At 73.9% G+C, this 25,107-nt stretch carries 23 protein-coding genes; 12 read left to right on the forward strand and 11 right to left on the reverse strand.

Features of this window, described 5'->3' with window-relative positions; genetic code table 11:
• Positions 1–33: 33 nt before the first annotated feature.
• On the reverse strand, positions 34–486 hold the full coding sequence (locus tag BM158_RS11330; protein ID WP_091558089.1) for a MarR family winged helix-turn-helix transcriptional regulator: 453 nt from the start codon (positions 484–486) through the stop codon (positions 34–36).
• A 71-nt stretch (positions 487–557) separates the two neighbouring features.
• Here BM158_RS11330 and BM158_RS11335 point away from each other — a divergent pair, with 71 nt between their 5' ends.
• On the forward strand, positions 558–1,169 hold the full coding sequence (locus BM158_RS11335) for an NAD(P)H-dependent oxidoreductase (RefSeq protein WP_091558092.1): 612 nt from the start codon (positions 558–560) through the stop codon (positions 1,167–1,169).
• A gap of 41 nt (positions 1,170–1,210) precedes the next feature.
• Here BM158_RS11335 and BM158_RS11340 read toward each other — a convergent pair whose 3' ends face one another.
• Positions 1,211–2,806, reverse strand: coding sequence for an FAD-dependent monooxygenase (locus BM158_RS11340; protein WP_091558096.1), 1,596 nt, complete (start codon positions 2,804–2,806; stop codon positions 1,211–1,213).
• A gap of 148 nt (positions 2,807–2,954) precedes the next feature.
• Here BM158_RS11340 and BM158_RS11345 point away from each other — a divergent pair, with 148 nt between their 5' ends.
• From BM158_RS11345 to BM158_RS11365, 5 genes are read left to right on the forward strand one after another with little or no spacing between them, the layout of a single operon-like run.
• Positions 2,955–3,710, forward strand: a complete 756-nt coding sequence (locus BM158_RS11345) for a maleate cis-trans isomerase family protein (RefSeq protein WP_091558098.1) — start codon at positions 2,955–2,957, stop codon at positions 3,708–3,710.
• A gap of 25 nt (positions 3,711–3,735) precedes the next feature.
• On the forward strand, positions 3,736–4,392 hold the full coding sequence (locus BM158_RS11350; protein WP_091558100.1) for a VOC family protein: 657 nt from the start codon (positions 3,736–3,738) through the stop codon (positions 4,390–4,392).
• Positions 4,389–4,634 (forward strand): hypothetical protein, encoded by a 246-nt coding sequence (locus BM158_RS11355; protein ID WP_091558104.1) that lies wholly within the window; start codon positions 4,389–4,391, stop codon positions 4,632–4,634. The genes BM158_RS11350 and BM158_RS11355 overlap by 4 nt, the downstream gene beginning before the upstream one ends.
• Positions 4,631–5,875, forward strand: coding sequence for an alpha/beta hydrolase (locus tag BM158_RS11360; protein ID WP_091558107.1), 1,245 nt, complete (start codon positions 4,631–4,633; stop codon positions 5,873–5,875). The genes BM158_RS11355 and BM158_RS11360 overlap by 4 nt, the downstream gene beginning before the upstream one ends.
• A 43-nt stretch (positions 5,876–5,918) precedes the next feature.
• Positions 5,919–7,631: a (2,3-dihydroxybenzoyl)adenylate synthase gene (locus BM158_RS11365; RefSeq protein ID WP_091558111.1), complete on the forward strand. Its 1,713-nt coding sequence runs from the start codon at positions 5,919–5,921 to the stop codon at positions 7,629–7,631.
• Positions 7,632–7,634: 3 nt separating this feature from the next.
• Here the strand turns inward: BM158_RS11365 and BM158_RS11370 are convergent, their stop codons facing one another.
• The 3 genes from BM158_RS11370 to BM158_RS11380 all read right to left on the reverse strand — a co-directional run bounded on the left by BM158_RS11370 (position 7,635) and on the right by BM158_RS11380 (position 12,867).
• A complete protein-coding gene (locus tag BM158_RS11370; protein WP_091558870.1) occupies positions 7,635–8,327 on the reverse strand; it encodes a TetR/AcrR family transcriptional regulator in 693 nt (230 codons plus the stop codon).
• Between the two features lie 107 nt (positions 8,328–8,434).
• Complete coding sequence (locus BM158_RS11375; protein WP_091558115.1) at positions 8,435–10,759, reverse strand: hydantoinase B/oxoprolinase family protein; 2,325 nt, start codon at positions 10,757–10,759, stop codon at positions 8,435–8,437.
• The gene (locus BM158_RS11380; RefSeq protein ID WP_091558118.1) at positions 10,756–12,867 is read right to left on the reverse strand and encodes a hydantoinase/oxoprolinase family protein; all 2,112 of its coding nucleotides are present in this window, start codon (positions 12,865–12,867) and stop codon (positions 10,756–10,758) included. The genes BM158_RS11375 and BM158_RS11380 overlap by 4 nt, the downstream gene beginning before the upstream one ends.
• A 104-nt stretch (positions 12,868–12,971) precedes the next feature.
• On the opposite strand from BM158_RS11380, the gene BM158_RS11385 reads away from it, so the two are divergent.
• On the forward strand, positions 12,972–13,862 hold the full coding sequence (locus BM158_RS11385) for an alpha/beta fold hydrolase (RefSeq protein ID WP_091558121.1): 891 nt from the start codon (positions 12,972–12,974) through the stop codon (positions 13,860–13,862).
• An 11-nt stretch (positions 13,863–13,873) separates the two neighbouring features.
• Here the strand turns inward: BM158_RS11385 and BM158_RS21785 are convergent, their stop codons facing one another.
• From BM158_RS21785 to BM158_RS11395, 3 genes are all read right to left on the reverse strand, one after another.
• A complete protein-coding gene (locus BM158_RS21785; RefSeq protein WP_165628896.1) occupies positions 13,874–14,035 on the reverse strand; it encodes a hypothetical protein in 162 nt (53 codons plus the stop codon).
• A gap of 69 nt (positions 14,036–14,104) precedes the next feature.
• Complete coding sequence (locus BM158_RS11390; RefSeq protein WP_091558124.1) at positions 14,105–14,854, reverse strand: SDR family oxidoreductase; 750 nt, start codon at positions 14,852–14,854, stop codon at positions 14,105–14,107.
• On the reverse strand, positions 14,851–16,056 hold the full coding sequence (locus BM158_RS11395; protein WP_091558127.1) for an acetyl-CoA C-acyltransferase: 1,206 nt from the start codon (positions 16,054–16,056) through the stop codon (positions 14,851–14,853). Before BM158_RS11395 ends, BM158_RS11390 begins: the two co-directional genes overlap by 4 nt.
• Before the next feature lie 87 nt (positions 16,057–16,143).
• On the opposite strand from BM158_RS11395, the gene BM158_RS11400 reads away from it, so the two are divergent.
• From BM158_RS11400 to BM158_RS11420, 5 genes are all read left to right on the forward strand, one after another.
• On the forward strand, positions 16,144–16,788 hold the full coding sequence (locus BM158_RS11400) for a TetR/AcrR family transcriptional regulator (RefSeq protein ID WP_091558130.1): 645 nt from the start codon (positions 16,144–16,146) through the stop codon (positions 16,786–16,788).
• A 96-nt stretch (positions 16,789–16,884) separates the two neighbouring features.
• The gene (locus BM158_RS11405; protein WP_091558131.1) at positions 16,885–18,297 is read left to right on the forward strand and encodes a phenylacetate--CoA ligase family protein; all 1,413 of its coding nucleotides are present in this window, start codon (positions 16,885–16,887) and stop codon (positions 18,295–18,297) included.
• On the forward strand, positions 18,294–19,064 hold the full coding sequence (locus BM158_RS11410; RefSeq protein WP_091558133.1) for an SDR family NAD(P)-dependent oxidoreductase: 771 nt from the start codon (positions 18,294–18,296) through the stop codon (positions 19,062–19,064). Before BM158_RS11405 ends, BM158_RS11410 begins: the two co-directional genes overlap by 4 nt.
• 35 nt (positions 19,065–19,099) lie before the next feature.
• Positions 19,100–19,525: a VOC family protein gene (locus BM158_RS11415; protein ID WP_091558137.1), complete on the forward strand. Its 426-nt coding sequence runs from the start codon at positions 19,100–19,102 to the stop codon at positions 19,523–19,525.
• Between the two features lie 12 nt (positions 19,526–19,537).
• Complete coding sequence (locus BM158_RS11420) at positions 19,538–20,254, forward strand: TetR/AcrR family transcriptional regulator (protein ID WP_091558140.1); 717 nt, start codon at positions 19,538–19,540, stop codon at positions 20,252–20,254.
• A 10-nt stretch (positions 20,255–20,264) separates the two neighbouring features.
• Here the strand turns inward: BM158_RS11420 and BM158_RS11425 are convergent, their stop codons facing one another.
• Genes BM158_RS11425 through BM158_RS11435 form a run of 3 tightly spaced genes read right to left on the reverse strand, consistent with a single transcriptional unit; the run spans position 20,265 to position 25,004 of the window.
• Entirely contained in the window at positions 20,265–22,061 is a 1,797-nt protein-coding gene (locus tag BM158_RS11425; RefSeq protein ID WP_229827682.1) for an acyl-CoA dehydrogenase, read from the reverse strand.
• On the reverse strand, positions 22,058–23,023 hold the full coding sequence (locus tag BM158_RS11430; protein ID WP_131802026.1) for an MBL fold metallo-hydrolase: 966 nt from the start codon (positions 23,021–23,023) through the stop codon (positions 22,058–22,060). The genes BM158_RS11425 and BM158_RS11430 overlap by 4 nt, the downstream gene beginning before the upstream one ends.
• Complete coding sequence (locus BM158_RS11435; RefSeq protein WP_091558146.1) at positions 23,013–25,004, reverse strand: oxidoreductase; 1,992 nt, start codon at positions 25,002–25,004, stop codon at positions 23,013–23,015. The genes BM158_RS11430 and BM158_RS11435 overlap by 11 nt, the downstream gene beginning before the upstream one ends.
• Positions 25,005–25,107: the final 103 nt, after the last annotated feature.

Below are 25,107 nucleotides of genomic sequence, written 5' to 3' on the forward strand. Positions count from 1 at the left end.
GGCCCGTGCCCCGGCAGCCGCCGTCCCATGCGGTCAGTGAGCCCCGAGCTTGCCGGCGATCGCGGTCAGCGCGGCCAGGTCGGCGGGGTCGAGGTGGTCCAGCACGCGGGCCCGGACCGAGCGCAGGTGCGGCGGGGCGGCGACGACGACGAGGTCCCAGCCGGGGTCGGTGAGCTCGACGACGGTGCGGCGGCCGTCGTCCGGGTCGGGGTAGCGGCGCAGCAGGCCGCGGCCCTCCAGCCGCTTGACCACGTTGGACAGCCGGGACGGCGACCCGCTGGCCAGGTAGGCGAGCTCGCCCATGCGCAGTCTCCGGTCGGGGGCCTCGGAGACGTGGCTGAGGGTGAGGTACTCGAACAGCGTCACCCCGGCGGCGCGCTGCAGGTCGGACTCCAGCCGGCCGGGCAGCAGCAGGACCAGGGAGACCAGGCCGGTCCAGGCCGCGTCCTCCTCGGCCGTCAGCCACCGGACGTCGTCCTCCGCCACGCCGGCGACCCTAACGCGGCCATCTTTGTTTCACGCTTGAAGTCAAGCATGAGCTGGTGCACGCTGGGGTCATGGCCGTCCCGCGCACGCTCGTCGTCACCGCCCACCCCGACCCCGACTCCCTCACCCACCGGGCCGCCGCCGAGCTCGTCGCCCGGCTCGGCCCGGGGACGGCGACGGCGCACCTCGCCCAGGAGGGGTTCGACCCGGCGTTCGGGCTCGCCGACCACCTCACCTACCGGGGGCTGGAGCCGGCGCCGGCCGAGGTGCGCGCCGAGCAGCGGCGGATCGACGCCGCCGACCACGTCGTGCTGGTGTTCCCGGTGCACTGGTGGTCCTTCCCGGCACTGCTGAAGGGCTGGGTCGACCGCGTCCTCATCACCGGGTGGGCCTTCGACGCCGCCGCCGACGGGCGGGTCGTGGGGTGCCTGCAGGACCGCACGCTCCACCTGCTGCCGATCGCCGGGGCCACCGCCGGCGCCTGGGCCGGGCGCGGCTACGACCGGGCCTTCGCCACCCAGGTCGAGGTCGGCATCGCCGGCTTCTGCGGCATGCCGATGGGCGTGACGGCCTTCGTGCACGACTCCGACGGCGGCGACCCGGACCTGCTCGCCGCCGCCGTCCAGGACGCCGCAGCGGCGATCGCGTCGGCGATCCACGGGAGCGGGGCGCGAGGGACCTGACGTGCGGTCCGGCCGCCCCCGGGCCCTGCCGGAAGCGGTCGTCAGCCGGCCCGGGCCGGTCCGCCGGTGAGCACGACGGCGTCGAGCCGCGCGCTGACCAGGGCGGCCGCGGCGTCGTCCGCCAGGTCCGCCGGCACGGACGCGAGGGTCGGCAGACCCGTCGCGGAGCGCACCCGCTCGGCGACGTCGAGCCGGTCGAGCACGGCCGGGCGGTCGTCGGAGCCCTGGAGCAGGAGACCGGCGACCGACGCGGCTGCGGCGGTCCGGGCGCTCCGCACGACCTCGTCGCCGGCCGCGGACCACGCGTCGCCGGACGGGCAGACGAGGGTCGCGAGGTCGCCGGCCCCGGCGTCGCGCACGTCGACGGCCTCCGGCAACTGGCCGGGGTCCGGGCGCCGGGTGGGGAGCTCGAGGCCTCCGGTCTCCACGGGCCGGTCCAGCACCCAGTCGACCACCTGGTCGGGCCCCGCCGGGACGTCGACGGGATCCGTCCCGGCGTAGTCCGCCAGCGCCTGGTGCACGACGTCGGGGCTGGTCGCGGCGAACCGGGCCAGGGGGACGTTCCCGGCCCGTGACATGTAGGCCACCATCAACCGGTCGACCGGGACGTCGAGCCGGTCCGGGAAGCTCTCCCACCACAGCTGGCTGCGGCGGGCCACCTCCTGCAGGCGCGCGACGGCGGGTCGACGGACCCGCTCGTAGGCCTCGAGCGCCTCGGGCAGCCCGGTGGCGCCCTGGAGGGAGGCGACCAGCTCGATGGCGTCCTCCATCGCCAGCTTGGTGCCCGAGCCGATGGAGTAGTGCGCGGTGTGCGCCGCGTCCCCGAGCAGCACGGTGCGCCCGACGTGCCACCGGTCGGCGTGGACGGTGCGGAAGCGCATCCACCGCGTGCGGTTCCCGATGAGCCGGTGCCCCTGCAGGGCATCGGCGAAGACGCCCTCCAGGTGACGCAGGCTCGCCTCGTCGTCGGCGTCCCACGGCAGGTCGTCGGGCGGGGTGAGGCCGGCACGGTCGAGGGTGTCCGCGTCGGTCTCGACGAGGAACGTGCTGCGGTCGTCCCGGTAGGGGTAGGCGTGCGTGACGAAGGTGCCGGCCTCGGTCTCCACGGGCTCGAACAGCGCGTGCGGCAGGGCGAAGTCCGTGCCGGCCCAGAGGTAGAGGCCCGCCCCGGTGGTCACGCGGGCGCCGAACGCCTCGGCGTGCCGGTCGCGGGTGGGGCTGCTGACGCCGTCGGCGGCGACGACGAGGTCGGCGTCGAGGTCGTCGCCGGACACCCGCTCCCCGAAGCGCAGCTGCACCCCGGCCCGCCGGGCGTGGTCCTGCAGGACCAGCAGCAGCTCGGTGCGGGCCACCCCGATGAGCGCGTCGTTGCGCACGGAGCTGACCTGCCCGCGCACGCGCATCTGCATGTCGTGCCGGTACCCGGCCGCCACGATGTCCCGGAGGCTGTCCGGGTCGGCCGCCAGCAGGTTGCGCTGGGTGCCGGCGGCGAGGCCGACGCCGAAGCCGAACGTGGTGTCCGGGGTGCCCTGCTCGTGGACGACGACCTCGCAGCCGGGCTGGGCGATCTTGAGCAGCCGCGCCGCGTACAGCCCGCCGGGGCCGCCGCCGACGACCGAGACCCTGCGCAGCTGCATGGACCGCTCCCTCCTCGCGACACCGTTCGACACCTGAGTCGAATCTTCGACGCAAGTGACGGACGTGTCAACGGGTCGGCCGCCCCTTGACAGATCAGCGCGAGCGTCGAATATTCGTCGTCGTCGTCAACCGAGGAGGACCCAGGTCGTGGCTGCCCACCGCATCGGGCTCATCGTGCCCAGCTCGAACGTGACCGTGGAGACGGAGATGCCCGCCCTCCTCCGGCGCCACCCGACGGAGGAGTTCTCCTTCCACTCCAGCCGGATGCGCATGACGGCGGTGTCCCCGGCGCAGCTGCGCGCGATGAACGCCCAGCGCGAGCGGTGCGTGCTCGAGCTCGGCGACGCCTCACCCGACGTCATCCTCTACGCCTGCCTGGTGGCGCTGATGGCCGGCGGCCCCGGGGAGCACCAGCGCGTGGAGGGCGCCGTCGCCGAGCAGCTGGCGACCGGGGGCTCGGAGAGCCTCGTCCGGTCGAGCGCCGGCGCCCTGGTCGAGGGGTTGCGGGCCCTGGGCGCGCGGCGGGTGGCCCTGGTGACCCCCTACATGCGGCCGCTGGCCGAGCAGGTCGTCGTGTACCTGGAGGCCGAGGGCTTCGAGGTCGCCGACTTCCGGGCACTGGAGGTGGCGGACAACGCCGAGGTGGGCTGCATCCCCGGCGAGCGGGTCATGGAGGCGGCCCGGTCGATGTCGCTGGACGGCGTCGACGCCCTGGTGCTGTCCTGCTGCGTGCAGATGCCCTCCCTGTCCCTCATCGACGCGGCGGAGGCGGAGTTCGGCCTGCCCGTGCTGTCCGCGGCGACCGCCGGCGCCTACAGCCTCCTGCGCGCCGTGGGCCTGCCGGTGGACCTCCCCGGCGCCGGCAGCCTGCTGCGCGCCGACGCCGCCGTCCCCGCGGCCTGACCACCCCCACCCCCTGGAGGAACCCGTGACCGAGCTGCAGCACCGGGTCCGCGGCGTGGACCACGTCGCCTACCCCACCTTCGACCCCAAGGGGACCGTCCGCTTCTACCGCGACGTCCTCGGCTTCCCCGTCGTGCACTCCATCTGCGCGGCCGGCTGGGGCCCGGAGAAGCACCCGGACTTCATCCACTTCTTCTTCGACATCGGCAACGACGACCGGCTGGCCTTCTTCTACTACTTCGGGCTCGAGCCGTTCGAGGGCGGACCGCAGGGCGACAGCTACTCGCGCTTCGCCGCGGACGTGCCGGTCTACTTCATCCGCTCCCGGCACCTGGCGATCCACGTGGACAGCGAGGAGGACCTGCTGGAGTACCGCCGCCGGCTGGACCTCAGCGAGTGGCCCGTGGAGATGCAGATCCAGCACGAGACCATCGAGTCGATCTACACCCACGACCCCAACGGCTACATGATCGAGATCACCCGGGCACTGCGGCCGGTCACCCCGCAGGAGGACCTGGACGCCGAGCTGACCATCGACGCGCTGCTGGACGTCGTGGACGGCCCCGACCCCAGCCTGGGGGCGCTGCTGGCCCGCAAGGCCGAGCTGATCGTGGAGCGGGCGGCGGCCTGGGAGGCCGACCAGCAGGCGACCCCCGCCCCGGCCGGGAGCGGCGGGGCGTGACCGCGCTGTACGTCCTCGACGTCCCCGAGAACGCCGGCGTCGCCGAGGTGGCCGGTCGCGACCCCGCCGTCACCGTGGTCCGCATCGGGCCCTACTTCGAGATCACGGCGGAGGGCCCGATCGTCATCGACCGCCGGGCGACCGGCTGCCGGCACGCCGTCTGGTACTCCAGCGTCGCGGGTCTGGGCCGGTCCCGGATCACCCAGCACGACAAGGACGCCCTGCGGGTGGAACCCGCATGACCGCCCCCGCCCGCCTGGGGGCGGGCCGGTGGATCGAGGCGGCGGCCGAACCGGCCCGCACCACCACGACGGCGCACGAGCTGACCACCGCCGACGGCGCCCGCGTCACCGGGCTGCTGCGCACCGTCCCCGGCGCCCGGACCGTCGTCTGCATCATGCACCCGCGCCAGGACGTCTCCCACCACGTCCTGGTCCCCGAGCTGCTCGCGCGCGGCTACGCGGTGTGGACCCAGGGGTCCCGGTCGGTCAACAACGACCTGTCCCTCGTGCACGAGCAGACCCTGCTCGACGTCGCCGCCGGCCAGGTGCACCTGCGCGAGCAGGGCTTCCAGCACGTGGTCACCCTCGGCCACTCCGGCGGCGGCACCCTGTTCGCCTACTACCACGAGCAGGCCGGGCTGGACGACGACCAGCGGGTGTCCTCGACCCCCGCCGGGCGACCGGTCGACCTGACCGGGGCCATGCCCCTGCCGGACGCGGCCGTGTTCATGGCCCCGCACCCCGGCCAGGGCGTGCTGCTGTCCCGCCTCGTCGACCCCTCGGTCACCGACGAGTCCGACCCGCTCTCGGTGGACCCCGACCTGGACCCGTGGTCGCCGGCGAACGGGTTCGCCGCACCCGGCACGAGCGCCTCCTACGACCCCGCCTTCGTCGAGCGCTACCGGGCAGCCCAGCTGGCCCGGGTGGCCAGGATCGACGAGCACGCCGCGGCCCTCGTGCAGGAGGCGACCACCGCCCGCGCCCGGGCCGCCGACGGCGGCGACCCCCGCGACCGCCGCGCGTCCCTGGCCCCCCGGGTGCTGACCGTGTTCCGCACCGACGCCGACCTCCGCTCGGTGGACCTGTCGCTGGACCCCAACGAACGGCCCTACGGGTCGCTGTTCGGCCGCCGCCCCGACCTCACCGACTACGGCCTGGTGGGCTTCGGCCGCTTCAGCACCGCCGACGCCTGGATGTCGACCTGGTCGGTGACGACCTCGCGCGCGGACTTCCTGCGCTGCGCCCCGTCGGTCACGGTCCCCACGCTGCTGGTCGAGCTGTCCGGCGACCAGGCCTGCTTCCCCTCCGACGTCGCAGCCATGACCGCGCGGCTGGGGGCGGCCGACCTCACCACCCGGCGGGTGCGCGGGACGCACTTCGGGGGCCCCATCGGCACGGGCGAACCCACCGGCGCCAGCCTCGCCGCGGCCGAGATCGGCGGCTGGCTGGCCGACCGCTTCCCTGCCGGCCAGCCGGGCTGACCCGGCCCCCACCACCCCACCCACCCCCAGCGGAGGACCTGCCGTGCTCGACGCCCCGCCCCTCGCCGACGCACCCGCCGACGGCGGACCGGCCCGCCACCGGCCCGGGGTCGTCCCGTTCCCGGAGGAGGACGTCGCCCGGTACCGCGCGGCCGGGCTGTGGGGCACCGCCACCCTGGCGCAGGAGTTCCGGGCCGTGGCCGACGCGCACCCCGACCGGCCGGCGCTGGTCACCGCGACGGGCACGCTGACCTTCGCCGACCTCGACGAGCAGACCGACCGCATCGCCCACGGGCTCGGCCGGCTGGGGCTGCGCCCGGGCGACCCGGTGGTGTTCCAGGTGACCAACCGGGTCGAGACCGTCCTGGCCTGGTACGCCGTCCTCAAGGCCGGGGCCGTCCCGGTGTGCTCGCTGGCCTTCCACCGCGGCCACGAGATCTCCCAGATCACCCGCCAGGTGGGCGCCGTGGCCCACCTGGTCGAGGCGGGCACCGGGTCGTTCGACCTGGTCGCCTTCGGGCGCGAGCAGGCCGCCGGACACCCCACACTGCGCATCCTGCTCACGACCGGTGCGCCCGGGGGCGAGCCGGGCGGTCCCGGGGAACCGGTGGCGGTCGAGACGCTCGGCGCCGGCACCGACCCGGCCCTCGCCCGCGCCTGGGTGGAGGAGGTGCAGGCCGGCATCGACCCCGACGACGTCGCGGTCTTCCAGCTCTCCGGCGGCACCACCGGCGTCCCCAAGGTGATCCCCCGGTTGCACGCCGAGTACTGGTACAACGCGCGGGCCTACGCCGCCGAGTGGCGGTGGGACACCTCCAGCCGGGTGGCGCACCTGATCCCGATCATCCACAACGCCGGCGTCGTGTGCGGCCTGCACGCCCCGCACAGCGTGGGGGCCTGCCTGGTCCTCACCACCGCCGACCTCGACCAGGCCCTGCCGCTGATGGCCGCCGCCGGGGCGACCGACGTCCTGTTCGGCCACGGCCACTTCGGCGCGGTCGACCACCCCGCCTTCCCGGCCGCGTCGGCCGCGCTGCGCACCGTCGTGCTCAGCGGCACCAAGGTCCCGACCGCGCTGTTCGAGACCTTCGAGCGCGCCGGGCTGTGGACCGGGCAGCTGTTCGGCATGGGCGAGGGCATGTTCCTCACGACCTCGCCCGGGACGTCGCGCCGGGTCCGCAACCACACCGTCGGGACGCCGCTGTCCCCCCTGGACGAGGTCCGCATCCTGCAGCCCACCAGCGAGGAGCCCGTCCCGGCCGGCGCGGTGGGCGAGCTGGCCACCCGGGGGCCGTACACGATCCGCGGCTACTTCCGGGCAGCCGAGCACAACGCCCGCGCCTTCACCGGCGACGGCTTCTACCGGACCGGCGACCTGGCCTCGGTCACCGAGCTGGACGGGGTGCCGGCGGTGAGCATCGAGGGCCGCATCAAGGACGTGATCAACCGCGGCGGGGAGAAGGTCAACGCCGAGGAGGTCGAGCTCCTGCTGCTGCAGCACCCCGCCGTCGCGGCGGCCGCCGTCGTCGCCATGCCCGACCCGCGGCTGGGTGAGCGCGCGTGCGCCTACCTGGTGGCGACCGGCGCGCCGATCGGCCTGGAGGACGTGCGCCGGCACCTGGACGGGCTGGGGGTCGCCAAGTTCAAGTGGCCCGAGCGCCTGGAGTGGGTGCCCGAGCTGCCCAAGACCCTGGTCGGGAAGCTGGACAAGAAGCGGCTGCGGGAGGACATCACCGCCCGGCTGCGGGCCGAGTAGCGCTCAGCGGTCCAGCTCGCGCTCCAGGTAGTCCAGGTCCTGCCGCAGCAGCGCCAGCGCCCGCTGCGGCCCGGTGCCGGTGACCTGCCGGTCGCCGGCCTCGGCCAGCGACGCGGCCGCCATGTCGGCGAGCTGGCCGGCGACCGCGTCGTCGCCGTGGCCGGGACGGTGCCACCAGGCGACCCAGTTGCACATGCCGATGATGCCCAGCGCGGCGACCCGGGCGTCGGTCGGGCGCAGCTGACCGGCCTGCACGCCCTGCTCGATCACCTCGGTGAACTCGCGCAGGACCCGGCGCCGGCCGCGGCGGTACACGTCGGCGAGCTCGGCGGGCAGCTCGGCCTCGGACCGGATCAGCAGCCGGAACCGTTCCGGGTTGCGCGTCTGGTTGCGCGCCACCGCGAAGGCCATGTCGCGCAGCCGGCGCAGCGGGGGGACGGAGGTGTCGGCGTTGATGCGGCCGAGCTCGTCGGCCGGGCCCTCGGTGAGCTCCTCGACCAGGCGGGAGAGCAGGTCGTCCTTGCTGCGGACGTAGTGGTAGAGCGCGGGCCGGGTCAGGCCGGCGGCCTCGGCGATGTCCTGCAGGCTGGTGGCGGCGAACCCGCGCTCGGCGAACAGCCGGGTCGCGTGCTCGAGGATCTGCGCCTCGACCAGGTCCCGGCGTGCGCTGGGCCTGGGGGTCGAGCTCGTGGTCATCGGGGCCTTCCGCCGGTGGCTGGTCACGGACTCTAGTCCCGGGCCGGACGGCGCACCGCCGCGCAGGGACCGGGTGGACGGTCCCTGCGCGGCGGCGTCCGTGCTGCTCAGGCCCCGGTCGGGGCCGCCGCCAGCAGCCGGTGCAGTGCGAGCGCGTGGTCCTCGTGCGCCGCGGGGACCACGCCGGAGTAGATCGCGGTGGCGCAGCCCGGGCAGCTGAGCTGCCGGAACACCACCTCGTCGTCGACGTAGAGCGCCGGGTCGGAGGTGACCTGGGGCCCCGCGGCGGACGAGGGGCCGTCGAAGTGCGCCAGCGACAGCCGCGAGTCCGCCCGCGCGTCGCCGAGCACCCGGCCGCAGTGCCCGCAGCCCACGACGGGGGCCCCGTCGTGCTGGCCCTCCACGAGGTTGTCGTCGAGCCGGCGTGCCGTGGTCAGGTCGATCGACGGGGCGTCGCCGACCGACGAGCTCCGGTCGCGGCGCTCCTGCCGCATGCGGTCCCGCAGCTGGTCGGTGGCCGCGTCGTCCACCTGGCCGTCACGGAGGACGACGCCGTAGACCCGCCGGGCGCCGTCCTCGGTCACCTTGAACTCGGCCAGGTCCCGGGCGACGGCCGCCGGGTCGCGCAGGAGCGGGTCGCCGTAGCCCCCGCCGCCCTGCCAGTGCATGTAGAAGACGTCCCCGGGCGCGAGGTAGGACTCGGCGTAGCAGGCGCCGAACTCCTGCTCCCCGCCCACCTGCTCCAGGTCCCCGGGCAGCTCGCCCCGCTCCAGCCGGGCCGCCATGTCCGCTCCCCGGGCGAGCACCTCGACACCGGTGTTGCCCGGGTACCCGCCGGCGAGGCCGTTGTTCTGGGCCACGGACTTGCCGGCCGAGGCGAGCACCAGGCCCATCGGCACGCTCGTGCCGTACGGCGTGACGGCCAGCGAGGCGCTGACGCCTCCGCGGTGCCGACCGGGGCCGCCGGAGTCGGGCTCCTCCCGGCGCCACAGCGTCAGGAGGGGGTACAGGTACTCGGTCATCTCGGTGTCGGGGATGCGGCCCATCGGGATGCAGAACAGGCCCCCGGTGTCCATGCCGTCCGCCGCCGGACGCGCACCGTACCCACCCGCCATCGGCTCCATGAGCAGGTTGAGGAAGGGCACGGGCTGGGCGCCGCGCTCGTCGAGCCCGGCGATGACGGCCGTGTCCCAGGTGCCGCAGCAGGTGGCCTGCACGCTGCGCTCCTGGTCCACCGAGCGGTCCAGCATCTGGGACAGGCACTCGGCCACCAGCGAGCCGGTCAACCAGGCCGGGCCGATCGGCCCCCGGCTGACCGCGGCCGGGAAGGTGGCGTTGTTGATGGTCCCCTCCTCGGCCACCAGGTCGAAGCACCGCATGAGCCCGCCGGCCGACCACGGGATGTTGCCCGCCAAGATCGGCAGGACCGCGGAGATGACGCCGCCGCGCATCCCGGCGTAGGTGCAGTTGATGACGCCCGACTGCGGGTCGGTGCCGGTGAAGTCGAAGGTCAGGTGGTCGTCCTGCTTGCTCATGGCCACCGTGATCTTGTGCAGCGCCCGGTCGCCGGAGTGCGACTGGTCCTGGTAGCCGGTGGCCTTCCAGGTGCCGTCGGGCAGTGCCCGCAGCTTGTCCCGCAGCCGCGACTCGGCGTCGGCCATCATCCGCTTCATCACGGCCTTGACCGTGTCGGCGCCGTACTGCTCGATGACGCTGAGCAGCCGCTGCCGACCGATGCTGTTGGCCCCGATCTTGGCGCGCAGGTCCAGCCCGACGAGCATCGGCACGCGCGAGCGGCGGACCCACAGGTCGGCCACGTCGTCCTGCAGCTCGAAGCCGCGGACCACCTTGACCGGCGGGGTGGGCAGCGCCTCGGAGAACACGTCGGTCGCGCCCGGGGAGAAGGAGCCCAGGCCCACGCCGCCGAGGTCGGGCTCGTGGGCGATGGCGCTGGTCCAGGCGAAGAGCTCGCCCTCGACGAAGACCGGCTGGAACACGATGACGTCGTTCTGGTGCAGACCGCCCCCGACCCAGGGGTCGTTGCACAGGAACATGTCGCCCTCGGCGATGCCCGGGTTGGTCGACCGGTGCTTCAGCGTCCAGTAGACGGCCAGGTCCACGGCACCGACCAGCATGGTGTTGTACAGCCCGACCTGGACCTCCTGCCCCAGCTCGTCGCTGATGGCGAAGTCGAAGTCGTTGGCGTCGGTGACGATGGGCGAGCCCGACATCCGCTTGAGCGCCTCGCCCATCTCGTCGGTGACGGACCACAGACGGTGCCGGATGACCTCGTAGGTCAGCGGGTCCAGCCCGTCGATCTGCTCCTGGGTGACCGTGTGCACCGGCAGGGTGCCCGGCAGCGAGGCGGCGAGCTCGGCGGGGTCGACCGGCCGGCTGCTGAACCGCTCCGACCCGGGGATGGGCATGCTCATCGGGAGGTCTCCTTGCGGGGGGTGATGGTCAGGTTGCCGAGCTGGTCGACGGTGCCGGTGGTCGAGGCGGGGACGACGACGGTCGTCGTGGGGACCTCGACGACGGCCGGCCCCTGGAGGACGTGGCCGGCCCGCAGCGTGCGGTAGTCGTAGACGGGGGTGTCGACGAAGCCGGCACCGTCGGCCAGGTTGACCGGCCGGTGGGCGATCGGCGAGGGCCCGTCGTCCTCGGCCGCGGCGAGCTCGGGCAGCCGCGGGGAGAAGGGCAGGACGCCGGTGCCCCGGACCCGGTAGGTGATGGCCTGGATGCCGGCGGCGGCGAACCCGGTACCGGCGCCGAACAGGTCGGCGTAGCGCTGCTCGAACGCAGCGCCGGTGGCGGCGACGACGCCCTCGTCGACCGGGCCGGCCGGCACGGGCACGGCCAGCTCGGCCAGCTGCATGGAGAAGCGCATGTCGATCTCGCGCTCGGTGTCCACCGAGGTGTACTGCACGCCCTGGCGCTCCAGCGACTCGCGCACCCGGGTCTCCAGCTCGGCGAAGTTCTTCTCCACCTGGACCGGGTCCAGCGGCATCGCGGCCGGGTCTGAGAGCTCCGCGGCCACCACGATGTCGGAGGACGCGAGGCCGTAGGCGGAGAACGCGGAGGCGACCTGCCCCAGGGGGACGACGACCTCGCCGACGCCGACCTCGGCGGCGTAGGCACCGCAGTGGGCGGGGCCGGCACCGCCGAAGGCGTAGAGCACGAAGTCGCGGGGGTCGTGGCCGGCCTCGACGACGGTCTTGCGCAGCAGGTCGCCGGTCTGGGCGTTCTGCACCGCGTAGATGGCTGCCGCGGCGTCCTCGACGCTCAGACCCAGCGGGTCGGCGATGCGGGTGCGGATCGCCTCCCGGGCCTTGTCCAGCGACAGGGGCTTGCGCCCACCCAGCAGGCCGCGCTCGGGCAGGATGCCCAGCACCAGGTTGGCGTCGGTGTTGGTGGGCTCGGTGCCGCCCTGGTCGTAGCAGGCCGGGCCGGGGACGGCCTGGGCGCTGTGCGGGCCGATCTGCAGGTTGCCGCCGGCGTCGAGCCAGGCGATCGCGCCGCCGCCGGAGCCGATGGCGTGCACCTTGAGGGTGGGCACGTTGACCGGGTGGTGGTTGATGACCGTGGTGGTCTCGCGCACCGGTTCGCCGTCCACGATCAGCCCCACGAGGAACGTGGTGCCGCCGACGTCGGTGGAGATGATGTTGCGGTGGCCGAGCTGCTCGCCCAGGGCCACCGAGCCGATGACCCCACCGGTGAGCACCGACCCCACAGTGCTGATGGCGGTGGCCGGGGCCTGCCGGGCCGCCACGGCGCCGCCGTTGCTCTGCATCACCAGCAGCGGGCCGGTCAGGCCCCGGCTGCGCAGGCCGTCCTCCAGGGTGCCCAGGTAGTCGCGCAGGCCCGGGCCGATCTGGGTGCTCATGATGGTGGTGGCGTTCCGGGCGAACTCGCGGATCCGCGGGCTGACCTCGCTGGACAGCGACACGAAGACGTCGGGGTCGATCTCGTGCACCAGCTCGCGCAGCCGCTGCTCGTGGACGGGGTTGCGGAAGGACCACAGCAGCGAGACCGCGATGGCGCGCAGCCCGTCGTCCAGCAGGGTCCGGATGGCCTGGCGGGCGTGCTCCTCGTCCAGGGGGACGACGACGGTGCCGTCGCGGTCGATCCGCTCCCGCACCTCCAGGGCGTGCCGCTTGGGCAGCAGGCCGTGGGTCTTGGTCTGGCCCAGCACGTGCTGCAGCTCGTGCGGCGAGCTGCCCAGGTACCGGCCCTCGACGTTCATGATGTAGATCGAGTCGCGGTGCCCGACCGTGGTGAGGAAGCCGACCGGCGGGACGTTCCCCATGACCAGGGCGTTGAGCGACGAGGTCGTGCCGTGCGCGATGTGGTGGGTGTCGGCGAGGACGTCCTCCAGGGGCCGGCCCAGCTGGTCGGCCAGCAGACCGAGGACGTCGAGGACGCCGCGGGAGTAGTCCGGAGGGGTGGACGGCGTCTTGGCCGCGAGGATCGTCCCCGCGTCGTCGTCGAGAACCGCGTCGGTGAACGTCCCTCCGACGTCCACCCCGATCACGTACGCCACGGTGCGCTCCTTCGCGTCGATGCCCGTCCGGCCTTCGCTGGCCGATCCGTTGACATGCACGTAGATTTTTCGACGTTGCCTTCGTCACGTCAAGGGGGTGCCGCATGACCGTCCCGACCGACGACGCCGGTCCCGAGCACAGCCACCTGGCCGCCGCGGCGGCGGCCTTCGGGGTGCCTGTCGAACGGTTCGAGCTCGCCCGCCTGCAGGCACGGAACGGGCTCTCCGCCCTGCGCTACGGCACCGGCCGACCCGCCGTGGCCCTCCTGCACGGGGGCGGCCAGAACGCCCACACCTGGGACGTCACCATGGCCGCCGCGGGCCTGGCCGGCGTGGCGGTGGACCTGCCCGGGCACGGCCGCTCGCCGTGGACGACCGACCACGACCACTCGCCCCGGCGCCTGACACCCGCCGTGCGCGGCGCGCTGGCCGAGCTGGTGCCGGACTGCCGCGTCCTCGTCGGGATGTCCCTGGGGGGCATGGTCGCCGTCGACCTCGCCGCGTCGCTGCCCGACCTGCAGGCGCTGGTCCTGGTGGACGTGGCCCCGGGCTCGGCGGTCCCGCCCGGCAGCACGGTCGGTGCAGCCCAGCGCTTGGCCCGGGCGCCGCTCGACGTCCTCGTCGAGCAGGTGCACCGCCTGTCCCCCGAGCGGGACCCGGCTCCGCTCCGACACGGCATCTGGCACGCGACCCGCGACGCCGGCGACGGCGACCGGGCGTGGCGGGCCGACCCGGACGCCCGGGTGGGCTCGTTCGTGGACCTGTGGCCGCAGACCGAGGCGCTCGCCCCGCGACTGCACCTCGTGCTGGCCGAGCACGGGTCGTTCGTCCCACCCGCCGACCTCACCCGGCTCGGCCGGGTGGTGCGGCCGGGCCGGGTGCACCGGCTCGCCGGGGCGACGCACTCGGTGCAGAGCACGCGACCCCGGGCCCTGGCCGACGTCCTGGTGCAGGTCGCCGCCGAGGCCGGCGCCCGGCCGGGGACGCCGGCCTGATCCGACCTCGGTCAGGCCTCGTTCTGCACGCTGGCGCGGTCGATGACCGCCTCGGTCAGCGCCACGTCGAAGCGCTGGGCGATCGCCTGGAGCTCGTCGGCGGACGACCCGTCGCCGGACCTGGCCTCGACGAAGTCGGCGATGAGCTCCAGCAGGTCCCGGGACGTCGTCATGCCAGCACTGTCACCCACCCGCGCGCCGCTGTCCACACCTGTGTCGGGAATTCGACAGACCCTTCGACATCACATCGACAGCCCGCCGTCGACCGGGAGCACGACGCCGGTGATGTACCCGGCCTCGGCGGAGGCGAGGAACGCGACGGCGGCGGCCATCTCGTCCGGCCGGCCGAAGCGGCCCACCGGGATGGCCTCCTCGGTCCGGGCCCGCACCTCCTCGGGGATCGACGCGACCATCCGGGTGTCGGCGTTCGGGGAGATCGCGTTGACCGTCACCCCGAACCCGGCCAGCTCCTTGGCCACGGTCTTGGTGAAGCCGATGACCCCGGCCTTGGCCGCGGCGTAGTTGGCCTGGCCGACGTTGCCGTGCAGCCCGGTGTAGGAGGTGACGTTGACGATCCGCCCGTACTGCTGCGCGCGGAAGGCCGGGATGCAGGCCTGCACCAGGTGGAAGGTGCCCGTGAGGTGCACGGCGAGCACGGTGTCCCAGTCCTCGACGGACAGCTTCCACACCCGGCGGTCGCGCAGCACCCCGGCGTTGTTGACCAGGACGTCGACGCGGCCGGTGCGCTCGAGCGCCGCCGCCACCACCCGGTCCACCTGCGCGCGGTCGGAGATGTCCGCGGCGACCGGGACCGCGCCGATCTCGGCGGCGGCGTGGTGGAGCACGTCCGCGTCGAGGTCGACGGCGACGACGGTGGCGCCGGACGCGACGAACAGCGCGGCGGTGCTCAGGCCCACCCCGCGGCCCGCACCGGTGACGACGACGGTCTGGCCGGTGAAGTCGAAGGTGAGGTTGGCGTCGGGGGCGGTCACGACGCCACCTCGAACAGGCCGGCGGCACCCATGCCGCCGCCGACGCACATGGACACCACGACCCACCGCACGCCGCGTCGACGGCCCTCGACCAGCGCGTGCCCGACCAGGCGGGCACCGGTCATGCCGTAGGGGTGACCGAGGGCGATCGCACCGCCGTCGACGTTCATCCGCTCCGGGTCGATGCCCAGGACGTCGCGGCAGTGCACGGCCTGGGAGGCGAAGGCCTCGTTCAGCTCCCACAGGCCGATGTCGTCCACCGACAGCCCGTGCCGGCGCAGCAGCAGCGGGATCGCGGTGACCGGGCCGATGCCCATCTCCTCCGGGGCGCAGCCGGTGACGGCCATGCCCCGGTAGAAGCCCAGCGGGGCGATCCCGCGGCGGCCGGCGACACCGGCCTCCATCAGCACGGCCGCGGCGGCGCCGTCGGAGAGCTGGGAGGCGTTGCCCGCGGTCACGCTCGGCACCTCGCTGGCGTCGCCGGGCGCGAGGACGGGTCGCAGACCGGCCAGGGACTCCGCCGTCGTGGCCCGGATGCCCTCGTCGTGCGCCACCGTCACCTCGCGCGCGCCGACCTCGCCGGTGCCGCGGTCGGTCACCTGCATCGTGACCGTGATGGGCGCGATCTCCTCGTCGAACCGGCCGGCGTCGCGGGCGGCCGCGGCCCGCGTCTGGGACTGCAGGCCCATGAGGTCCTGCGCCTCCCGGGTGACCCCGTACCGCTCGGCGACCAGCTCGGCGGTGCGCAGCATCGGCCAGTAGACCCCGGGCACCCGCTCGGCGAGCCAGGGGTCGGCTGTGCGGTGGGTGTTGCGGTGGGCCTCCTGCACCAGCGAGATGGACTCCACGCCGCCACCGACGACGACGTCCATGCCCTCGTGCACGACCTGCCGGGCGGCGGCGGCGATGGCCATGAGGCCCGAGGCGCACTGCCGGTCGACCGTCGACCCGGGCACCGTCACGGGCAGGCCGGCCCGCAGTGCGGCCTGCCGCGCGACGTTGAAGCCGGTGGTGCCCTCCTGCATGGCGCAGCCGAGCAGGACGTCCTCGACCTCGGCCGGGTCGATGCCGGCCCGGCGGACGGCGTGCTCGACGGCGTGCCCGGCCAGCTGCTGGCCGGTGGTGTCGTTGAAGGCACCCCGGTAGGCCTTGCCGACGGGGGTGCGGGCGACGGCGACGACGGCCGCCTCACGGGTGCTCATGCGGCGGCATACTACGGAGTATCACGCCCAGCGGAAGGGGTCCGGCTCACTAGCCTGGGTCTCCCTGTCGACCGACCCCGAGGACGCATGGACCACGCACAGCCGCCCACCGCTGACCGCCTGCACCTGCCGGCCGGCCAGCTGCGCATCGTCGACGCGGCCGCCGAGGCCTTCATGGAGCGCGGGTACGACGCCACGAGCATCGACGAGGTCGCGACCCGCATCGGGGCGACGAAGGGTGCGGTCTACTACAGCTACCGCTCCAAGCTCGACCTGTTCCTGGCCGTCTACGAGCGCGGCATGCTGCTGCTGGCCGACCGCGTCGAGCAGGCACTGACCGCAACCGGTGGGGCCTCCGCGGCCGAGCGGCTGCGCGCCGTCAGCGTCGCCCACGCCCGCAACATCCTCGACGCGTTCACCTACCACGTGGTGATCCAGAACGGGGTCGAGCACCGGCGGCAGATGGCCCTCAAGGACGCCGACCGCCGGCGCCTGGCCGAGCTGGACGAGCTGCGCGCGGCGCACGAGGAGCTCGTGCACGCCCTCGTGGTCGCCGGTCAGCAGGACGGTTCCCTGCGCCCCCTCCCCACCCGGCTGGCCACCCGCACGCTCATCGGCGGCGTCGTCGGGGTCGCGATCTGGTACCGGCCGCGCCCCGACCAGGACGACGCTGCCCGCGCCGAGCTGGCCGAGCAGGTCGTCGCGGTCCTCCTCGGCGGCCTGCTGCCCTGACCGCCGCCGGGGGTGCTTGACGGCGCTCGCCCCCGGGAGCCATGCTTTGACCCAGCGGTCAAAAAATCAACCGCATGACTTGCATGGAGCCCGTCGATGTCGCCGAAGCCCATCCCCTACTACTGGTCCAGCGTCGACTGGCCACGGTTCGTGGCCGACTACCCGCCGCCACCGCTGTTCGACCAGCAGATGGCCCGCACCTCCGACGACGAGCTGCGCGAGCTGCAGGAGACCCGCTTCCTGCAGCGGATGACCGAGGCGTGGGCGGTGCCCTTCTACCGCGACCGGTGGACCGCGGCGGGGATGGAGCCCGGCGACGTCCGGGGCCTGGACGACCTGGCGTCGATCCCCACCTTCACCAGCGAGGACCTCAAGCGCAGCGCGGAGGCCCTGCCGCCGTTCGGCACCCACCAGACCTTCGCCCTGGACGCCATGGCCACCCCGCTGAAGATCCAGTCCAGCGGCGGCACGTCGGGCCTCCCCCGGCCTACCCTCTTCGACCCGGTCGCCTGGGAGGTCCAGGCAGTCCAGTTCGCCCGCGCCTTCGTCGCCCAGGGCGGCGAGGTGGGCGACGTCCTGCAGATCACGCTCACCAACAGCCTGGCCAACACGGCCTGGTGCGCCTCGACCGCGGCGATGCACTGGAGCGGGATGGTGCCGCTGACCACGGGGTCGGGTGCGGTCACCAGCTCGGTGCGCCAGCTCGAGCTGGCCCGCGAGTGGGGCACCGCGGGTTGGGTGGCCTTCGGCGAGTACCTCAAGATCCTGGCCGAGACCGCGGAGAGCAACGGCGTCGACCTGCGCCGGGACCTGCGCACCCGGTTCATCCACACCTACCTCGGGGTGGACACCGACGGCCACCTGCGCCGGCTGCTGGAGGACGCCTGGGGCGTCCCCGTCTACGACAACTACGGGACGCACGAGGTGGGGCTGATCGGCTACGAGTGCCGCGCCCAGGACGGCCTGCACGTCAACGACGACACCGCCGTCCTGCAGATCGTGGACCGCGAGGACGGCCGACCGCTGGACGACGGCCAGGCCGGCAACATCGTGGTGACGAGCCTGCACCGGTCGGTGCCCCCGATCATCCGGTACGACCTCAAGGACCTGATGCACCGCTCGTCCCGCGCGGGGTGCAGCTGCGGGGCCCGCACCACCAAGCTGTCGGGGTTCCTCGGCCGCAGCGACGAGATGGTCAAGCTGCGGGCCACCAGCGTCTACCCCCGCGCCGCGCAGGACACCGTGCAGGGCGACCCCCGCTCGACCGGCGAGTTCCTCTGCGTGGTCGACCAGGTCGGCGAGGGCATGGCCGCCCGCGAGCGGATGACCGTGCGGGTCGAGGCCAAGCCCGGCACCGACGGGGCCGCCCTGCACGGGGACATGGTCAGGCAGCTCAAGGTGCTGTTCGGGGTGGCGGTCGACGTCGAGGTCGTGCCCTCGGGCGCCCTCGCCCCGCTCACCGGCCTCGGCGGCGAGGGCAAGGTCAAGCGCCTGCTGGACCTCCGGTGACCTTCGACCTCGCCGGCTGGTTCTCCCTCGAGGACCGGGTCACCGTGGTCACGGGCGCCTCGGCCGGCCTCGGCGTCGCGTTCGCCGAGACGTTCGCCCGCGCCGGCTCCGACGTGGTCGTCGCCGCGCGCCGGGGTGACCGCCTGGGGGCCACCGCCGACGCGGTGCGGTCGCGTGGCCGCCGGGCCCTCGCCGTCCCGACCGACGTGTCCCGTCCCGAGGACTGCCAGCGCCTGGTCGACGCCGCGGTGGCCGAGTTCGGGCGGGTCGACGTGCTGGTCAACAACGCCGGCACCGCCTCCGCCGTGCCCGCCACCCGGGAGACCCCCGAGCAGTTCCGCTCCGTCGTCGACGTCAACCTGCACGGCTCGTACTGGACGGCGCAGGCCTGCGCGCGGGTGATGGCACCCGGCAGCGCGGTCATCAACATCTCCAGCGTGCTGGCCTACACGACCGCCGGGCTCCCGCAGGCCGCCTACTCCGCGAGCAAGGCCGCCCTCGTCGGGCTCACCCGCGACCTCGCCCAGCAGTGGGGACGCCGCCGGGGCATCCGGGTGAACGCCCTGGCCCCGGGCTTCTTCGCCAGCGAGATGACGGAGACCTACACCCCGGAGTACGTCGACGGCGTGCTGCGCCCCCGCATCCTGCTCGACCGCCCCGGCGCGGCGGAGGAGCTCGCGACCACCGCCGTCTGGCTCGCCTCGCCCGCCGCCGGCTACGTCACCGGCCAGACCCTGCTGGTCGACGGCGGCCTGTCCGCCACCTGATCGCGCCCGACCACCCACCACCGAGGAGACCCGCCATGCCCCTGGACCACGTCAACGGCATCAACATCGCCGTCCGCGACCTGCCCCGCTGGACCCGCCGCTACGAGCAGGTGCTCGGCGTCGACAGCACCCCCGTGGACGCCGACGGGTTCGCCTTCCCCGGGATGGAGGGCTCCTCCTTCGACCTCGGCGGGTTCTTCCTCAACCTGATCACCAGCGCCGACCCGACCACGTCCGTCGGCCGCTTCCTCGAGCGCAACGGCGACGGCTTCTTCCTGCTCTCCCTCGGGGTGGACGACGTGGACGCCGCCGGCCGGCGCCTGACCGACCAGGGCCTGAAGCCGTTGCTCGAGACCGCCAAGGAGGGCCCCGGCCACCCGCCGGTCAACTTCCTGCACCCGAAGGAGATGGCCGGGATCCAGATCGAGCTGATCCAGGTCGAGCGGCAGCCCGCGGGGTAGGGTCCGACCCCGATGGCCAGAGGCGCGATGGTGCGGGACGAGGTCGTCCGCTCCGCCACCAGGCTGTTCAAGGAGCGCGGCATCCGCGGGGTGTCCCTGCAGGACATCGCCGACGAGGTCGGGCTCACCAAGGGTGCGCTCTACCACTACTTCAGCAACCGCGACGACCTGCTGCGGCAGGTGTTCGGCGACTGGATCACCCAGGAGTTCGAGAGCCTGCGCGCGCACACCTCGGGGTCGGGTGGCCCGACGGCCCAATTGCGCGACTACGTGCGGTACCACGTCACGTCGGTCACCCAGAACATCGACCTGTACCACCTGTCCTTCTCCTCCGAGGCCGAGCTGCCCCCCGACGTGCGGGCCGAGTTCCGCCAGCTGAAGCGGCGCAGCGACTCGGTGCTCAAGGCCATCCTGCGCGCGGGGGTGGCCGCCGGGGACTTCGAGCCGCGCGACGAGAAGGTGATGGCCTTCGCCATCGACGGCATGTGCAACTGGCTGAGCCAGTGGTACGCCGCGGACGGCCCGAAGTCGCCCGCCCAGATCGCCGACGACTTCGTCGAGCTGCTGCTGCGCGGCCTGGTGCGGCAGGACGACGGCCCCACCGACTCCGGCCCCGCCCACGGGGCGGTCGCGACGGCCGAGTACCACGCCCGCGCCATCCGGTTCCACAGCGAGCGCCTCGAGCAGCTGCTGCCCACCCTCGGCGGCCCGGGCGGCACCGGGGCCTGATCGGCCCGGGTCAGAGCAGCGCGGCGTCCAGGTCCCGGCAGAGCACCTCGCCGCCGGCGACCGGTGCCAGCCAGGCGGCGACGCGGGGCAGCTCGTAGGCGAAGAAGTAGGCCGCCGCCGCCGTCCGGCCCGCCGCCTCGGGGTGGGCGGAGCCGGCCGCGGTCACCGCGAGGTCCAGGTGCACCCAGGCCAGCACGACGTGGCCGAACGCCTGCAGGTAGGGCGTGGCGTTGGCCAGCGCGGCCGAGGCGTCGCCGTCCCGCCAGGCCGCGTCGGTCGCCGCGAGGACGTCGGCCCAGCCCTGCTCCAGGTCCGCCGCCCAGCCGCCCAGGCCCGCGGCGCGCGCCCGGGTCGCCGTGCTCGACAGCACCGCACCGAGCTCCCGCAGGCAGGCACCGTCGCGCAGCCGCACCTTGCGGCCGAGCAGGTCCACCGCCTGGATGCCGTGCGTGCCCTCGTGGATCATGTTCAGCCGCTGGTCCCGCCAGAACTGCTCGACGGGGAAGTCCCGGGTGTAGCCGGCGCCGCCGAGCACCTGGATCGCCAGGCTGTTGCCCTCCAGGCACCACTCGCTCGGCCAGCTCTTCAGCACGGGGGTCAGCACCTCCAGCAGGGTGGCTGCCCGGGTGCGCGCCCCGTCGTCCCCGGTGCGCTGGTCGTCGAGCAGCCGGCCGACGTACAGGGCCAGCGCCAGGGCGCCCTCGGCGTAGGACTTCTGCGCCAGGAGCATGCGCTTGACGTCGGTGTGCGCCACGAGCGGCACCTGCTCGCCGTCCCGGACCCCGCGCGGGCGGCCCTGGCGCCGGGTGCGGGCGTAGTCCAGGGAGACCGCGAACCCGGCGTAGCCCAGCGCAGCGGCGAGCAGGCCGACCTCGGCGCGCGCGGCGTTCATCATGTGGAACATCTGGTCCAGCCCCTGGCCCGGTGCGCCGACCAGGTGGCCGACCGCCCGGTCGAAGGACAGCGCGGTGTTGGGGATGCCGCGCATGCCCAGCTTGTGGTTGAGCCCGACGAGGGAGACCCCGTTGCGCTCCCCCGGCTCGCCGTCCGGCCCGACCCGCACCTTGGGGACGACGAACAGCGACAGCGCCCCGGTGCCGGTCCGCACCGCACCGTCGTCGTCGGCGATCTTGGCGAGCACGAGGTGGACGATGTTGTCCGTCAGCGGGTGCTCGGCGCCGCTGATCCACATCTTGTCGCCGGTGACCCGGTACCGCGGGCCCAGCGGGTCCCCGGCCGAGTCCGGCCCGTCGGGGACGGCGCGGGTGGTGACGTCGGCCAGCGACGACCCGGCCTGGGACTCCGACAGCGCCATGGTCCCGGTCCAGCGGCCCTCGACCTGGGGGACGGCGAAGGCCCGGCGCTGGGCCGGCGAGCCGTGCTCGGCCAGCAGCGCCGCGTTGCCCTCGGTCAGCAGCATCGGCACCAGGTTCGGGCCGGCCGCCGAGAACACCGCGCGCACCGCCATGTCCACCGTGCGGGGCAGCTGCAGCCCGCCGTCCGCGTGGTCGTGGCCGGCGCCGGCGACCCCCGCCGACCGGTAGGCCTCCCAGGCGCGGTGGGTGGCGGCGGGGAGCACGACCCCGCCGTCGGGGCCGACGCGCGGTTCCTCGACGTCGCTGACCCGGTCGGCCGGCTCGAAGACCTCCTCGGCGATCTGCGAGGCCATGGCGAGCAGGTCCGTGCAGGTGTCCACCGAGTGGTCGGCGAAGCGGGGCCGCCGCAGCAGCGACCCCAGCTCCAGCCACTCGACCAGCAGGAAGTCCAGCGTCCGCAGCAGCCCGCGCTGCACCACCGAGCCGCTCACGCCGGTGCGAAGCGGTAGCCCCCGCCGTCGCGGACGACCCGGCCGGCGCTGGTCCCGGCGAAGTGCGTGCCCAGGACCAGCAGGTCGGTGTCGGCGGCGGACTCGACGAACTCCACCCGGCGGGCGGCGCTCTGGGCCCGGTCGAAGTCGCCGTGGCTGCTCCAGGTCGGCTCGGCGATCTGCACCGGGTGGTGGATGAAGTCGCCCGTGATGAACGCCCGCTCCCCCTTCGACTCGACCACGACGCTGTGGTGGGACTTGGTGTGCCCCGGGGTGGAGACGTACCGGACGCCCTCGGTCACGACGTGGTCGGCCGGGACCAGGTCCAGCAGCCCGGCGTCGACGACGGGCTGGATGGACTCCGCGAACACCAGCCGCGTCTGGTTGTGGATGTCGGGGTTGGCCCCCTCGTAGACGACGGCGCCGGCGAGGTCGTCGGAGATGTCGGCCTCCTCGGCGATGCCCTGGTGGTAGGCGAACTCGTCGGCGACGTAGACGTAGCGGGCGTTCGGGAACGTGGGGACCCAGCGACCGCCGTCGTCGACGGTGTTCCACCCGACGTGGTCGAGGTGCATGTGCGTGCACAGGACGACGTCGACCTGCTCACGGGTGTACCCGGCCTCGGCCAGCCGCTCCAGGAAGGGGTTGTCGAGCTTTCCCCAGGCCGGGATGAGCGGGGCGGACTTGCCGTTGCCGCAGCCGGTGTCGACCACCACGACGGCGGAGCCGGTGTCCACCACGTAGGAGTGCAGGCTCCAGATGGTCTGGCCGCCGGCGGTGGCGTAGTCCGGGTGCAGCCAGCCGATGCCCTGGACGACCTCCGGGGTGGCCTCGGCGATCAGCCCGTCCAGGACCCCGACCTCCACCGGCATCTCCAGCACCTGGGTGATCCGGATGTCGCCGACCGTCCAGCTGCGCATCGTCGTCCCCTGCTCCTCGGTCGTCGCGGTGTCAGACGGCACGGCCGGCCATCTCGCCCTCGTAGATCGCCTGGTCCACCTGGCGGGGAGCCGAGCAGTCGCCGATCTGGCTGACCTCGAAGTGCTCGCGCAGGCCGGCGGCCAGGGAGGTCTCGGGGTCGCGCAGCATGACCGTGACGACCGAGTCGACGGGCAGGACCCGGTTCTGGAAGTCCCACACCCGGGTGAGCACGGCGCCCTCCTCGGTGACCGCCCCGACGATGTGCTGCGGGGTGAGGGTGACGCCCAGGGCGTGCAGCCGGGGGTAGAGGTGGCCGACGTCCAGGGTGAGCAGGATCTTCTCGCCCAGGTACATGCCCGCGGTGATGACCTCGACGGTCTTGCCGGCCTGCGCCAGGGTCTCGGCCAGGCCGAGCGCGGTGTACTCGCCGGTGTCGTCGACCACCAGCACCCGCTCCCCGCACAGCTCGGGGTTCGCCAGGGCCTGGATCGGGTCGAGCACCCGCACGTGCTCCAGGCCGGGGATGCCCGGGCGGAAGGCGGTCTTGGCGCTGAACCCGTCGGTGCGCCAGGTCGACCCGGTCGCGAGCACCACGTGGTCGGGCGCCAGTGCGCGGACGTCGTCCACGGTGGCGTCGGTCCCGAGCCGCACGTCGACGCCGTGCAGGGCGAGCTGGCGCTCCATGTCCTTGACCATCACGTTCCAGCGGCCGCGGGTGGCGATCTGCGCGGCGTAGCGGATCTGCCCGCCGAGCCGGTCGTCGCGCTCGAGCAGCACCACCTCGTGCCCGCGGGAGGCCGCGACCTCCGCGGCCCGCATGCCGGCCGGGCCGCCGCCGACCACGACGACCTTCTTCGGCGTGGAGGTGCGGCTGAAGGTGTCGATGCCGAGCAGCTCCTCGCGGCCGGCGGCCGGGTTCTGGGTGCAGGTCAGCGACCAGCCCTGGGCCATCCGGTTGATGCAGCCCTGGTTGGCGCTGACGCAGTGCCGGATCTCCTGCTCGCGGCCGGACCGGGCCTTGCTGACCAGGTGCGGGTCGGCGATGTGCGCACGGGTCATGGCGACCATGTCGGCGTGGCCCTGCTCGACGATGTCGGCGGCGATGGAGAGGTCGGTGATGCCGTTCGCGGTGAGCACCGGCAGACCGTTGACCACCTTCTTGGCGCGGGCGGCGAGGTCGACCAGGCGGGCGCCCGGCATGCTCATCGGGGAGACGACCTGGTCGAAGGTCGAGGCGTTCCCCGCGCTGATGGAGAAGTAGTCGAAGAGGCCGGAGTCGGCCAGGTACCGGGCGATCCGCTCGCCCTCCTCGGCGTCGATGCCACCGGGCACGCCCTCGACCAGGGAGAGCCGGACCCCGACGGGGAAGTCGGGACCGCACTCGTCGCGGACGGCCTGCGCGCACTCCAGCACGATGCGGCAGCGGTTCTCGGTGTTGCCGCCGTACTCGTCGGTGCGCAGGTTGGTCAGCGGGGACAGGAAGCTGCACAGCAGGTAGCCGTGGGCCGCGTGCACCTCGGCGCCGTCCAGGCCGGCGGTCTTGGCGTTGCGGGCGCTGCGGGCGAACCCGGAGGCGAGCTCGGCGATGTCCTCGCGGGTCATCGGCTTGCCGATCTCGTTGTAGGTGAACGAGGGGACGCCGGAGGCGCTCCAGAGGGCACGCCAGTTGTCCAGGAACATCGAGCTGTGGTCCTCGACGCCGAAGTGGGACAGGTCGACGAACACCTTGGCGCCGTGCCGGTGGACCGCCTCGGCGAGCCGCCGGTAGACGGGGATGACCGCCGGGTCCCAGCCCTGGTGGGTGCGGGGCGCGAGGCCGCGGCTGTTGGGCAGGACGGCCTGCGCCTCGGTGAGGATGAGGCCGGCGCCGCCCTTGGCCCGCTCCTCGTAGTAGTCGACGCTCTGCTGGGTCATCAGGTTGTCGACCGCGTACTGCAGGGCGTGCGCGGTGACCACGACGCGGTTCTTCAGCGTCACGGAGCCCACCTGCAGCGGCTCCCACAACGGCGCGTACTTCTCCATGTCCGACCTCCGCGGGCCAGTCGGCAGCTCCGTCGCTGATCCGACTTGTAGTTCAAGAAACCGACCACCCGGTCGGATGCCGTCACTGTTGTGGGCCCGCACA

The organism is Klenkia taihuensis, from assembly GCF_900112525.1.
Classification (GTDB): Bacteria; Actinomycetota; Actinomycetes; order Mycobacteriales; family Geodermatophilaceae; genus Klenkia; species Klenkia taihuensis.